Annotated in this window: 6 protein-coding genes, 1 tRNA gene and 3 rRNA genes; 6 read left to right on the top strand and 4 right to left on the bottom strand. The window is 58.2% G+C overall.

What is annotated here, in order from left to right:
• Positions 1-181: 181 nt before the first annotated feature.
• The 5 genes from MC269_RS04185 to MC269_RS04205 all read left to right on the top strand — a co-directional run bounded on the left by MC269_RS04185 (position 182) and on the right by MC269_RS04205 (position 6671).
• Positions 182-1722, top strand: a 16S ribosomal RNA gene (locus tag MC269_RS04185).
• A 92-nt stretch (positions 1723-1814) separates the two neighbouring features.
• Positions 1815-1889, top strand: a tRNA-Glu gene (locus tag MC269_RS04190).
• Between the two features lie 210 nt (positions 1890-2099).
• Positions 2100-5002, top strand: a 23S ribosomal RNA gene (locus tag MC269_RS04195).
• 92 nt (positions 5003-5094) lie between these two features.
• A 5S ribosomal RNA gene (gene rrf, locus MC269_RS04200) occupies positions 5095-5210 on the top strand.
• The 16S, 23S and 5S rRNA genes sit together here with 1 tRNA gene alongside, the layout of an rRNA operon.
• 153 nt (positions 5211-5363) lie before the next feature.
• A complete protein-coding gene (locus MC269_RS04205; protein ID WP_081142448.1) occupies positions 5364-6671 on the top strand; it encodes an MFS family transporter in 1308 nt (435 codons plus the stop codon).
• 38 nt (positions 6672-6709) lie between these two features.
• On the opposite strand, the gene pssA is transcribed toward MC269_RS04205, so the two are convergent.
• The 4 genes from pssA to trxC form a co-directional block, all read right to left on the bottom strand.
• A complete protein-coding gene (pssA, locus tag MC269_RS04210) occupies positions 6710-8065 on the bottom strand; it encodes a CDP-diacylglycerol--serine O-phosphatidyltransferase (protein ID WP_081142446.1) in 1356 nt (451 codons plus the stop codon).
• 117 nt (positions 8066-8182) lie between these two features.
• The gene (locus tag MC269_RS04215) at positions 8183-10840 is read right to left on the bottom strand and encodes a bifunctional acetate--CoA ligase family protein/GNAT family N-acetyltransferase (RefSeq protein ID WP_239954118.1); all 2658 of its coding nucleotides are present in this window, start codon (positions 10838-10840) and stop codon (positions 8183-8185) included.
• Between the two features lie 111 nt (positions 10841-10951).
• Entirely contained in the window at positions 10952-11650 is a 699-nt protein-coding gene (locus MC269_RS04220) for a tRNA-uridine aminocarboxypropyltransferase (RefSeq protein WP_239954120.1), read from the bottom strand.
• 106 nt (positions 11651-11756) lie between these two features.
• Positions 11757-12176 (bottom strand): thioredoxin TrxC, encoded by a 420-nt coding sequence (gene trxC, locus MC269_RS04225; RefSeq protein ID WP_081142440.1) that lies wholly within the window; start codon positions 12174-12176, stop codon positions 11757-11759.
• A 159-nt stretch (positions 12177-12335) separates the two neighbouring features.
• Between trxC and MC269_RS04230 the strand changes: the two genes are divergently transcribed.
• The gene (locus MC269_RS04230) at positions 12336-13454 is read left to right on the top strand and encodes a tRNA/rRNA methyltransferase (protein WP_081142438.1); all 1119 of its coding nucleotides are present in this window, start codon (positions 12336-12338) and stop codon (positions 13452-13454) included.
• The last annotated feature ends 23 nt before the right edge of the window (positions 13455-13477 follow it).

Here is a 13477-nt window from a genome sequence, read left to right on the forward strand (position 1 = left end):
GCTCAGCCGCTGACTGCACCGCTCTTTAACAATTTATCAGACAATCTGTGTGGGCACTCGAGAGCAGATATCAAAGTCTTCGGACTTAAAAATATCAAGCCTCACGAGTGGACACATAATGACATTCATTATGACGTTTTACAGATGAGCACCGCTTAACTCGTTTAAGCAAATCAAACTTAAATTGAAGAGTTTGATCATGGCTCAGATTGAACGCTGGCGGCAGGCCTAACACATGCAAGTCGAACGGCAGCACAGAAGAGCTTGCTCTTGGGTGGCGAGTGGCGGACGGGTGAGTAATGTCTGGGAAACTGCCCGATGGAGGGGGATAACTACTGGAAACGGTAGCTAATACCGCATAACGTCGCAAGACCAAAGTGGGGGACCTTCGGGCCTCACACCATCGGATGTGCCCAGATGGGATTAGCTAGTAGGTGGGGTAACGGCTCACCTAGGCGACGATCCCTAGCTGGTCTGAGAGGATGACCAGCCACACTGGAACTGAGACACGGTCCAGACTCCTACGGGAGGCAGCAGTGGGGAATATTGCACAATGGGCGCAAGCCTGATGCAGCCATGCCGCGTGTATGAAGAAGGCCTTCGGGTTGTAAAGTACTTTCAGCGGGGAGGAAGGCGATGCGGTTAATAACCGCGTCGATTGACGTTACCCGCAGAAGAAGCACCGGCTAACTCCGTGCCAGCAGCCGCGGTAATACGGAGGGTGCAAGCGTTAATCGGAATTACTGGGCGTAAAGCGCACGCAGGCGGTCTGTCAAGTCGGATGTGAAATCCCCGGGCTTAACCTGGGAACTGCATTCGAAACTGGCAGGCTAGAGTCTTGTAGAGGGGGGTAGAATTCCAGGTGTAGCGGTGAAATGCGTAGAGATCTGGAGGAATACCGGTGGCGAAGGCGGCCCCCTGGACAAAGACTGACGCTCAGGTGCGAAAGCGTGGGGAGCAAACAGGATTAGATACCCTGGTAGTCCACGCCGTAAACGATGTCGACTTGGAGGCTGTTCCCTTGAGGAGTGGCTTCCGGAGCTAACGCGTTAAGTCGACCGCCTGGGGAGTACGGCCGCAAGGTTAAAACTCAAATGAATTGACGGGGGCCCGCACAAGCGGTGGAGCATGTGGTTTAATTCGATGCAACGCGAAGAACCTTACCTACTCTTGACATCCACGGAATTTGGCAGAGATGCCTTAGTGCCTTCGGGAACCGTGAGACAGGTGCTGCATGGCTGTCGTCAGCTCGTGTTGTGAAATGTTGGGTTAAGTCCCGCAACGAGCGCAACCCTTATCCTTTGTTGCCAGCGATTCGGTCGGGAACTCAAAGGAGACTGCCGGTGATAAACCGGAGGAAGGTGGGGATGACGTCAAGTCATCATGGCCCTTACGAGTAGGGCTACACACGTGCTACAATGGCGCATACAAAGAGAAGCGACCTCGCGAGAGCAAGCGGACCTCATAAAGTGCGTCGTAGTCCGGATCGGAGTCTGCAACTCGACTCCGTGAAGTCGGAATCGCTAGTAATCGTGGATCAGAATGCCACGGTGAATACGTTCCCGGGCCTTGTACACACCGCCCGTCACACCATGGGAGTGGGTTGCAAAAGAAGTAGGTAGCTTAACCTTCGGGAGGGCGCTTACCACTTTGTGATTCATGACTGGGGTGAAGTCGTAACAAGGTAACCGTAGGGGAACCTGCGGTTGGATCACCTCCTTACCTGAAGATACTGCCTTTCGAAGTGCTCACACAGATTGTCTGATAGAAACGTAAAGAAGCAAGACGGCTGCGAAGTCGTGACGCGTTTTCGTGTCCCCTTCGTCTAGCGGTTAGGACTCCGCCCTTTCACGGCGGCAACAGGGGTTCGAATCCCCTAGGGGACGCCACTTGCTGGTTCGTGAGTGAAAGTCACCGACCCCCGTATCTTAAAGATGACTTGCGAGTCATGTTTAAGATATTGCTCTTTAACAATCCGGAACAAGCTGAAAATTGAAACGACGCTTTGCGTTATTCCTCCGTAATAAGGAATAAAGGCAACGCGTTCGAGTCTCTCAATAATCACAACCGCGACGTCGCAAGACGCCTGTGGGTTGTGAGGTTAAGCGACTAAGCGTACACGGTGGATGCCCTGGCAGTCAGAGGCGATGAAGGACGTGCTAATCTGCGAAAAGCGCCGGCAAGGTGATATGAACCGCTACAGCCGGCGATGTCCGAATGGGGAAACCCAGTGTGTTTCGACACACTATCGCAACATGAATACATAGTGTTGCGAGGCGAACCGGGGGAACTGAAACATCTAAGTACCCCGAGGAAAAGAAATCAACCGAGATTCCCCCAGTAGCGGCGAGCGAACGGGGAGCAGCCCAGAGCCTGAATCAGCTTGTGTGTTAGTGGAAGCGTCTGGAAAGTCGCAGGGTACAGGGTGATACTCCCGTACACGAAAACACACAGGCTGTGAGCTCGATGAGTAGGGCGGGACACGTGGTATCCTGTCTGAATATGGGGGGACCATCCTCCAAGGCTAAATACTCCTGACTGACCGATAGTGAACCAGTACCGTGAGGGAAAGGCGAAAAGAACCCCGGCGAGGGGAGTGAAAAGAACCTGAAACCGTGTACGTACAAGCAGTGGGAGCCTCTTTTATGGGGTGACTGCGTACCTTTTGTATAATGGGTCAGCGACTTATATTCTGTAGCAAGGTTAACCGTATAGGGGAGCCGCAGGGAAACCGAGTCTTAACTGGGCGTTAAGTTGCAGGGTATAGACCCGAAACCCGGTGATCTAGCCATGGGCAGGTTGAAGGTTGGGTAACACTAACTGGAGGACCGAACCGACTAATGTTGAAAAATTAGCGGATGACCTGTGGCTGGGGGTGAAAGGCCAATCAAACCGGGAGATAGCTGGTTCTCCCCGAAAGCTATTTAGGTAGCGCCTCGTGAACTCATTCTCGGGGGTAGAGCACTGTTTCGGCTAGGGGGCCATCCCGGCTTACCAACCCGATGCAAACTGCGAATACCGAGAAATGTTATCACGGGAGACACACGGCGGGTGCTAACGTCCGTCGTGAAGAGGGAAACAACCCAGACCGCCAGCTAAGGTCCCAAAGTCATGGTTAAGTGGGAAACGATGTGGGAAGGCCCAGACAGCCAGGATGTTGGCTTAGAAGCAGCCATCATTTAAAGAAAGCGTAATAGCTCACTGGTCGAGTCGGCCTGCGCGGAAGATGTAACGGGGCTAAACCATGCACCGAAGCTGCGGCAGCAGTAGCGATACTGTTGGGTAGGGGAGCGTTCTGTAAGCCGTCGAAGGTGGCCTGTGAGGGCCGCTGGAGGTATCAGAAGTGCGAATGCTGACATAAGTAACGATAAAGCGGGTGAAAAGCCCGCTCGCCGGAAGACCAAGGGTTCCTGTCCAACGTTAATCGGGGCAGGGTGAGTCGACCCCTAAGGCGAGGCCGAAAGGCGTAGTCGATGGGAAACAGGTTAATATTCCTGTACTTGGTGTTGCTGCGAAGGGGGGACGGAGAAGGCTATGTTGGCCGGGCGACGGTTGTCCCGGTTTAAGCGTGTAGGCTGACTTTCCAGGCAAATCCGGAAAGTCAAGGCTGAGGCGTGACGACGAGGCACTACGGTGCTGAAGCAACAAATGCCCTGCTTCCAGGAAAAGCCTCTAAGCATCAGGCAACACGAAATCGTACCCCAAACCGACACAGGTGGTCAGGTAGAGAATACCAAGGCGCTTGAGAGAACTCGGGTGAAGGAACTAGGCAAAATGGTGCCGTAACTTCGGGAGAAGGCACGCTGGCGCGTAGGTGAGGGGACTTGCTCCCGGAGCCGAGGCCAGTCGAAGATACCAGCTGGCTGCAACTGTTTATTAAAAACACAGCACTGTGCAAACACGAAAGTGGACGTATACGGTGTGACGCCTGCCCGGTGCCGGAAGGTTAATTGATGGGGTTATCCGCAAGGAGAAGCTCTTGATCGAAGCCCCGGTAAACGGCGGCCGTAACTATAACGGTCCTAAGGTAGCGAAATTCCTTGTCGGGTAAGTTCCGACCTGCACGAATGGCGTAATGATGGCCAGGCTGTCTCCACCCGAGACTCAGTGAAATTGAAATCGCTGTGAAGATGCAGTGTACCCGCGGCAAGACGGAAAGACCCCGTGAACCTTTACTACAGCTTGACACTGAACACTGGTCCTTGATGTGTAGGATAGGTGGGAGGCTTCGAAGCGTGGACGCCAGTCTGCGTGGAGCCGTCCTTGAAATACCACCCTTTAATGGCTGGTGTTCTAACGTAGGCCCGTTATCCGGGCTGCGGACAGTGTCTGGTGGGTAGTTTGACTGGGGCGGTCTCCTCCCAAAGCGTAACGGAGGAGCACGAAGGTTGGCTAATCCTGGTCGGACATCAGGAGGTTAGTGCAATGGCATAAGCCAGCTTGACTGCGAGAGTGACGGCTCGAGCAGGTGCGAAAGCAGGTCATAGTGATCCGGTGGTTCTGAATGGAAGGGCCATCGCTCAACGGATAAAAGGTACTCCGGGGATAACAGGCTGATACCGCCCAAGAGTTCATATCGACGGCGGTGTTTGGCACCTCGATGTCGGCTCATCACATCCTGGGGCTGAAGTAGGTCCCAAGGGTACGGCTGTTCGCCGTTTAAAGTGGTACGCGAGCTGGGTTTAGAACGTCGTGAGACAGTTCGGTCCCTATCTGCCGTGGGCGCTGGAAAACTGAGGGGGGTTGCTCCTAGTACGAGAGGACCGGAGTGAACGCACCGCTGGTGTTCGGGTTGTCATGCCAATGGCACTGCCCGGTAGCTAAGTGCGGAAGAGATAAGTGCTGAAAGCATCTAAGCACGAAACTTGCCCCGAGATGAGTTTTCCCTGACCCCTTGAGGGTCCTGAAGGGACGTTGAAGACGACGACGTTGATAGGCCGGGTGTGTAAGCGCAGCGATGCGTTGAGCTAACCGGTACTAATGACCCGTGAGGCTTAACCTTACAACGCCAGAGGCGTTTTGTGAGACGCGAGATTTTCAGCTTGTTAACGGATACACCGCGTGGCCTTCGGGCGGCGCGGAAAACAGAATTTGCCTGGCGGCACTAGCGCGGCGGTCCCACCTGACCCCATGCCGAACTCAGAAGTGAAACGCCGTAGCGCCGATGGTAGTGTGGGGTCTCCCCATGCGAGAGTAGGGAACTGCCAGGCATCCAATTGCAATAACCCTGACCTCACGGTCAGGGTTTTTTGCTTTGCGTCACATTTACCGCACCCGGCGCGTGATTACGTTCCGTTGACGTGGCTGAAATGCTTTACTCATTGTTTTAACGCTGCTTATCAGCAAGGAACTTGAGGTAACGCATGGCAGAAAATAATACGCGCTCATCCCGTCACGCGACAGACGCGCAGGGGATCAGCAAAAAACGTGTCTGGGCAATCGTCGGCGCGTCGTCGGGCAACCTGGTCGAATGGTTCGACTTCTACGTCTACTCTTTCTTCTCCCTCTATTTTGCGCACGTCTTTTTTCCTAAAGGTGATACCACCACGCAGCTACTGCAAACCGCTGGCGTATTCGCCGCCGGCTTTTTGATGCGTCCCATCGGCGGCTGGCTATTTGGTTATATCGGCGATCGTCACGGCCGCAAAAAGTCGATGCTTATCTCGGTGTGCATGATGTGTTTCGGCTCGCTGGTGATCGCCTGCCTGCCTGGCTATGGCGCTATCGGCATCGCCGCGCCGGCGATCCTGCTGCTGGCGCGCATGTTCCAGGGCCTCTCTGTCGGCGGGGAATATGGCACCAGCGCCACCTATATGAGCGAAGTGGCGCTGGAAGGACGTAAAGGATTCTACGCTTCTTTTCAGTACGTTACGCTAATCGGCGGTCAGCTGCTGGCGGTGCTGACGGTGGTGGTGCTGCAGTTTATCCTCAGCGAAGAGGATCTGCGCAGCTGGGGCTGGCGCATCCCCTTTTTCCTCGGCGCAATCCTCGCCGTCGTGGCGCTCTGGCTGCGGCGTTCGCTGCATGAAACCTCTGATAATCAAAGCCGTCATCATAAAGATGCCGGCAGCATTACCGGACTGCTGCGCAACCATACGCGCGCCTTTTTAATGGTGCTGGGCTTCACCGCCGGCGGTTCGCTGAGCTTTTACACTTTTACCACCTATATGCAGAAATACCTGGTGAACACGGCGGGAATGGATGCCAAAAGCGCCAGCGGGCTGATGACCGGCGCGCTGCTGGTCTTTATGCTGATCCAGCCGGTTATCGGCGCGCTCTCCGACAAAATCGGCCGACGCGGATCGATGCTGATCTTCGGCGCGGGCGCCGCGATCTGCACCGTTCCGATCCTGACCGCGCTGCAAAGCGTGCAGAGTCCGACGCTCGCATTCTGCCTGATTATGCTGGCGCTGCTGATCACCAGCTTCTACACCGCGATCAGTGGGATCCTGAAAGCAGAAATGTTCCCGCCAGAGGTGCGCGCGCTGGGCGTGGGACTTTCCTATGCCGTGGCTAACGCGATTTTTGGCGGTTCGGCGGAGTATGTGGCGCTGCTGCTGAAGCAGCAGGGCGTAGAGACGACCTTCTTCTGGTATGTGTCGGCGATGGGCGCGCTGGCGTTTCTGGTATCGCTGCTGCTGCATAAGCGCGGCAAGGGTATCAGGCTGTAAGCGAGGTGCCTGCGGCGCTGATCGCCGCAGGCATTGCGTCAGAGAATGCGGCTAATCAGGCGGTCAATACGAATACGACGCAGGCGGCGGATCAGCTTGCGCACCTTCGCCGGATAGTCAGAGATGCTTTCCAGATCGCGGAAATGGCTCACCACATGAGTATGGGTGCGGATCAGCGCTAACTCTTTCTCGCGCTGCTCGGCAAGCTGCTGCAGCGGATCGTGGATCAGCACCGCATTTTCCAGGTCGAGCCGCCAGGCCCGCGGATTGAGGTTATTGCCGGTAATCAGCATCCACTCGTCATCCACCCAGATGCCTTTCAGGTGATAGCTGTTTTCGCCATCCTTCCACAGGCGCACCGCCAGCTGGCCGTTATCCACGTAATACTGCAGACGGCTGAGAAAGCGGCGCAGGTTAATCTCATAGAGATAGGGCAGCGCACCAATAATTTTAAACGGCTGCTCGGGCGGGATATAGAAGTCGTTAGCGGTCTTATCGCCGACGATAATCTCCACCTCTTTTCCCTCGCGCAGCAGATGGATAATGTTGCGCACCAGAATCGCCGGCAGGTTGAAGTAGGGCGTACAGATGGTCAGCTTCTGCTCGGTGCAGGGCATCAGATGGAAAATGGTTTTATTCAGCAGGCTGCGCTTGCCCAGCCCGACCAGCGGCGTCACCGTCAGCTCTTCGTTATGCCCGTCGCCGGTAAACTGATAATTGAAGCCGCGCAGATCCTGACGGAACTGGCGCGTTTCATTTTTGATTTCCGGACTGGAGGGGCGCTCTTCCCGATCGAGACGGTTGACCGCTTCCGACTGCTTAAGATTGACGTTGATCCACTCAAACATGGCGTCGGCCAGCTGCGGGTTGCGGATCAGCTGATAGCGGTCATAGCGATATTTATCGTGCTGGTGCAGATAGACGTCATTGATGCTGGCGCCGCTGTAAAGCAGCGTGTCGTCGATAATAAAGCCTTTAAGGTGCAGCACGCCAAGCGCTTCGCGGGTATTCACCGGAATGCCGTAAACCGGAATGGCGATATCGGCATGCTGCGTCGCCATCTCGCAGTACCAGTCGGCATTAGTGACGCCGCGCGCCGCGCCGATGCGTCCGCGCTGGGCGCGATGCCAGTCGACCAGAATGCTGATATCCAGCTCGGGACGGGCGCGTTTCGCCGCGTAGAGCGCATCCATCACCGCGCGTCCGGCGTCGTCGTTTTCCATATAGAGGGCGACAATGCAGATACGGTGCTGCGCCGCGGCGATTTTTTCCAGCAGCGTGCGACGAAAATCGGCAGGCGAGTAAAGAGTTGCCACGTCCGCAGCGGACTGTGACAGCTTCGGCAACTGTGCGAGGTGTTGTTGATGCTTATTGCGTTTGAATTTAGTCAGCATCGCAGTGCGCTTCTTCTCGGTTCATTGCATGGCCTTTTGCCATCAAATCAGGGTCATAACGGTAAATAATAACATCAACCTGCACCGGTCGGCCATTTTTTACCTTTCTCTACAAGGTTAGCTGATGTCCCTGTGTAAGGGTAAATTCAGGCTGACGATGCCCTCATCCAGCTGAACATCCACGCCGAAACCGAGTTTGCGCGCCAGCGTGATCATGCCGCGGTTGTGCGGCATGGTGATGCCGGTGAGCTGCTGCAGACCATGCTCACGCGTATAGCGGATCATCTTCTCCAGCAGCCGTCGTCCCATGCCCAGCCCTTTTAAATCGGATCGCACCAGCACGGAAAACTCCGCGTCGATATTGTCGGCATCGGAAATGGCGCGCGTAACGCCGATAATCTCGCTGCTTGCCTGCTGCTGGCGCACCGCGACGAACGCCATCTCGCGGTCGTAATCAATCTGCGTCATATTGGCGAGATCCTCATGGGTGAACTCGTTGATCTCGCTGAAGTAGCGATAGTAAAGATCCTCTTTGGTGACCTGCGCGATAAAGGCGCGCAGCAGCGGTTCGTCTTCCGGCAGAATAGGGCGGAACACGCAGCGCTGTCCGTCTTTTAGCGTGACCAACTCTTCCAGCTGCTGCGGATAGGGGCGTATTGCCAGCCGCGCGGCATTGTCGCCGCTGAACGGCGCCAGCTCGAGCGTGACGTCAAGCAGGGTAAACTCGCTGCCCGCCGCCAGCAGCGGATGAATATCAAGCCGCTGGATCTCGGGGCAATCCACCACCAGGTTGGAGACCTGCACCAGCAGCTGGCTGAGCGCCGGGATATCCAGCGACGCCAGCCCGCCGCGACGGCGGATTTTGCCGCTCTTAATCGCCTGTATCACCAGGTAGCGCGCCAGCGTCATATTGAGCGGCGGCAGCGCGACCGCCGCCTGTTTATCCGCTTGCCACTCAACGCCGCCTTCGCCCAGCAAAATCACCGGGCCGAACAGCGCATCCTGCTGCACTACCACGCGCAGCTCCTGTGCGCCGGCGCGATGGGCCATGCTCTGCACCAGCAGGCCTTCGATGCGCGCCTGCGGCAACGTCTTCTTAACGCGATCGACGATGGCGTCGGCTGCCTGCTGCACTTCGGCGCCGTTGCGCAGGTAGAGCATCACGCCCTGAACTTCAGATTTGTGCGCGATGTCGGGCGATCGCAGCTTCAGCGCCACAGGATAGCCAATCTGTTCGGCTATCGTCGCCGCCTGCTCGCTCGAGCCGGCAATCCAGGTGGGCAGGGTCGCCAGGCCGTACGCCTGCAGTATCGGCTGCACTTCATGGGTGTCCAGCGTGGTGACGCCCCGCGCCAGCGCCTGCGACAGCAGCTGATGCGCCTGCGCGCTGTCCTGCGTCAGGCTCGCGGGCAGCGCTGGGGTTTCACGCAGCTGTTTCTGATTGCGGCGATACTCCACCTGATGCATAAATGCCGTGACGGTGCCTTCCGGCGTGCGCCAGGTGGGGATCCCCGCCTGAGTAAAGGCGCGCCGCGCCGCCTGCGACGAGAACTCACCGCACCAGTTGGTTAACAGCGTCACCTGCTTGCCGCGCGGATGAGCGGCGATAGCCTGAATGATCTGCTCCGCCGATTCGGTGGCGGGCGCCACCGCGCTGGGCGCGTGAACGATCATCAGCGCATCCAGCTCATGGCTGTTCAGCAAGATGTTAATGCAGTCGACATAGCGCTGCGGCGTGGCGTCATCTTTCAGGTCAAGCGGATTGCCGCGTCCCACACCTTCCGGCAGCAGCGCGGCCAGCGCCGTCAGCGTGTCGTCGCTCAGCGAGGCGAGCTTGCCGTTGCGCGCGTAGAGTTCGTCGAGCGCCAGCGCGGCGGGCGCGGCGCCGTTGCTAACGATCATCAGCCTGTTGCCGCGCAGCGGGCGCATATGGCTAAGGGACTCAACGGCGGTAAAAAGCTCATGGGTGTCCTGCACGCGCAGCAGGCCGGCGCGCTGGATCGCCGCATCCCAGGCGGCGTCCAGTCCGCTATGGGTGCCAAGCAGCGCCTGCGCCTGATGGCTGCGGCCGCTTTTAATCACCAGAATAGGTTTATTGCGCGACGCGCTGCGCGAGGCTGAAACAAACCGCCGCGCGTCGCTGAGGTGTTCGAGATAGAGCAGAATGGCGCTGGTCTTGCCGTCGCGCGCCAGGAAATCGAGCAGATCGTCAACGTCGGTGTCCAGGCTGTCGCCCAGCGCGATAAACCAGGAGAAGCCCAGATTGCGCTGCTGCGCCCAGTCGAGAATGGTGTTGGAGACCGCTGCCGACTGGGAGATAAAGGCGATACGGCCTTTTTCGATCGGCACCGGCGAGAAGCTGGCGTTAAGTCCTTGCCAGGGCGCGAGCAGCCCGAGGCTATTGGGCCCCAGCAGACGAATTTGCCACTGCGCCGCGCAGCTCTTGAGCGCCTCCAGCTGGCTGGCGGGCGCGGAGAGAATAATGCAGGCCTTGCATCCTTTCTCGCCCAGCTGCTGGAGCAGTTCCAGATTGCGTTTTGCATGAGTGCAGATCACCGCCAGATCGGGCGCGAACGGCAGGCTGGCGATGGTGGGCCAGGCGAGCACGCCGCTGACCGCTCTGTACTTAGGCGTCACCGGCATCACCGGGCCGCTAAAGCCGCCCGCCAGCAGATTACGCATCATAAAGTGGCCGGCACGCCCCGGCCTGTCGGACGCGCCGATAACCGCAATCGATTTAGGTCGTAACAGCGCTTCCAGTCCGCGTTGGCTCATCCCACTCTCTCCAGGTCGACTGGCGTGATTGTAATCGCTTTTTCACCGCTTTGCCGGTTCGGCGATCGCAGGCTGCGAAGGTCGGCAGGTTTTTGCCTGCGCAGGCCGAGGCTAGGGCGTGTCGGCCTGCGAGGCGCCATGCGCGGGATGGTGCGGCTTGCCCGCCAGATAGGCGTGACGGAAATGGTCGAAATGGCGCTGCAGCGCCTGCGCGGCGGCCTCATCTCCCGCCTGCGCCAGCAGCGCGGCGGCGACCTCGGCGGTGCAGTGCTGGCCTTCGCCGTGGGCCTCGCGCAGCGTGTAGCGCGACGGCGCGGTAACGTTTAGCGACATTACCGGCAGCGCATCGAGCCAGGGACTCTTGCGGAACATTTTGCGCGCCTCGGTCCAGGTGCCATCAAGCATAATAAACAGCGGCGGTTTGCCGCTCAGCGGCGGCGCGGTCAGCACCTCGCGGCCGGGATCGGCGTAAGAGGCGGGAAACACCACCATCGGCTGATAGTCAGGATGGGCGACCGCGCTCAGCAGCGCGGGCTCGGGCTCGGTGCGCGACCAGCCGAACGCGTCGGTCTGCGGCAGAATATCGGCGATCAGCCGGCCGGTATTGCTCGGCTTCATCGGCTCGGTATCGAACATCACCAGGCAAAAGCGGCTGCGCGCGTGCTGCGGCTGGATGGTGGCGCACAGGCAGTTTTTTTGCGGCAGCAAACAGCGCTGGCAGCGCACGACGCGGTTGCCTCTGGCGAGAAAAGGGCGAGTGGCGCGAGCAAGGCGCTGCGCACGCAGGCGGAGAACGGCGTTATCAGTCATGGCTTAGCAAGAGAAGGAAAACGCCATTGTAATCGAAGCGCGCGGGAAAAGAAAAAGGCCAGCGCGGCTGGCCTGAGTAGGCTGACAGGATGCGTTATCGCCGGTGTTACAGCGATTCATCCAGCCATTCGTTGAAGGGCGATTTCGGCATCGCGCCGTTGAGAATGTCCACCATCTCGCCATTTTTGAAGATCATAATGGTCGGGATGCTGCGGATGCGAAAACGGCTGCTCAGCGCAGGCTCCGCTTCGGTATTGACCTTAACGAAACGCACCTGGCCGCTGCGCTCCTGCGCCACCTCTTTAAACACCGGCGCGAAGTTCACGCAGGGACCGCACCACGGCGCCCAGAAATCCACCACGACCGGCAGGTCGTCCTGCAGATATTTATCCAGCGTCTCGGCGGTGGCGTTTGCCACTTCACCATTAAACAGTTCGCTGCCGCAGCGACCGCATTTTGCTCCATCGGCCACGCGCTCTTGCGGAACGCGATTGGTTGCCTGACAGGAAGCACATACCGTATTCATAGATACCTCGGGGGGTTGCAGGTGTCACTTTTGTAAATATTGTCCATTATGAGAAGGTTGCGAACAGCCCTCAAACTGGATTGTCCAATAGGTTCAATAGTTGATAGCTAAGCGCTAATACATCAGGTAATCTTCGCGCTCTCAATGCAGGAGGAACAGATGAACGACGAATTTAAAGGCAAAAGTGGCAAGGTAAAAGTGATGTACGTGCGAGATGAGGGCGAGTCAGGCTCACGCGCGCCGAACCCGCGTACCGGTAAAGGGGGTGGCCGCCCAGCCCGTCAGGAAGATTCGCGTCGTTCCTCTGGCCGCCGCAGCGAAGAGGGCGCAAGCCGCAAGCCGCGCAGCGACGAAGGCAGCCGTAAACCGCGCAGCGAGGAAGGCAGCCGTCGGCCACGCAGCGAAGAAAACAGCCGCAGACCGCGCAGCGACGAGGCTTTTTCGCCCTGGCGCACCGTGTCGCGTCCGCCGAGCGAACGCGCGCCCGTTGACGACGCACAGCCGGAGCAGGGCGGCAAAGTCGCGATCGATCCAGAAGTGATCCGTCGCCAGCGTCAGGAAGAGACGCGCGTCTATGGTGAAAACGCCTGTCAGGCGCTGTTCCAGAGTCGTCCGGAAGCGATCGTTCGCGCCTGGTTCGTGCAGAGCGTGACGCCGCGTTTCCGCGAAGCGCTGCGCTGGCTGGCGGCGAACCGCAAAGCCTATCACGTCGTGGATGACGCTGAGCTGGCGAAGGCGTCCGGCACTGAGCATCACGGCGGCGTCTGCTTTATTATCAAAAAACGTCTGGGCATGGCGGTCAGCGAGTGGCTGAGCCAGGCCGGTGAGAAAGATTGCGTGCTGGCGCTGGAAGATGTCAGCAACCCGCACAACCTGGGCGGCATTATGCGCACCTGCGCGCACTTCGGCGCGAAAGGTCTGCTGGTGAACGACGCCTCGCTGCTGGAGTCCGGCGCAGCGGTGCGCACCGCTGAAGGCGGCGCCGAACACGTTCAGGCGATCAGCGGCGAAAGCTTCGCGGCCGGTCTGGAAGCGTTCCGCAAAGCAGGTTATACCATCGTCACCACCTCAAGCCATCAGGGCACGCCGCTGGCGCAGGCCGAGCTGCCGGCGAAGATGGTGCTGGTGCTGGGCCAGGAGCGCGAAGGCCTCTCCGACAGCGCCTTCCAGCAGGGCGATATCAGCCTCTCTATCGGCGGCACCGGCAACGTCGAGAGCCTTAACGTCTCGGTGGCCACCGGCATTCTGCTTGCCGAATGGTGGCGACAGAACGCATAAAAAAACGGGCCGAAAGGCCCGTT

The sequence above is a fragment of the Pantoea sp. Z09 genome (assembly GCF_022394795.1).
GTDB lineage: Bacteria > Pseudomonadota > Gammaproteobacteria > Enterobacterales > Enterobacteriaceae > Pantoea > Pantoea latae.

Excerpts from the sequence above, each read along its gene's own strand:
- MC269_RS04205 (WP_081142448.1), top strand. The coding sequence starts at position 5,364 with ATGGCAGAAAATAATACGCGCTCATCCCGTCACGCGACAGACGCGCAG.
- pssA (WP_081142446.1), bottom strand. The coding sequence starts at position 8,065 with ATGCTGACTAAATTCAAACGCAATAAGCATCAACAACACCTCGCACAG.
- MC269_RS04215 (WP_239954118.1), bottom strand. The coding sequence starts at position 10,840 with ATGAGCCAACGCGGACTGGAAGCGCTGTTACGACCTAAATCGATTGCG.
- MC269_RS04220 (WP_239954120.1), bottom strand. The coding sequence starts at position 11,650 with ATGACTGATAACGCCGTTCTCCGCCTGCGTGCGCAGCGCCTTGCTCGC.
- trxC (WP_081142440.1), bottom strand. The coding sequence starts at position 12,176 with ATGAATACGGTATGTGCTTCCTGTCAGGCAACCAATCGCGTTCCGCAA.
- MC269_RS04230 (WP_081142438.1), top strand. The coding sequence starts at position 12,336 with ATGAACGACGAATTTAAAGGCAAAAGTGGCAAGGTAAAAGTGATGTAC.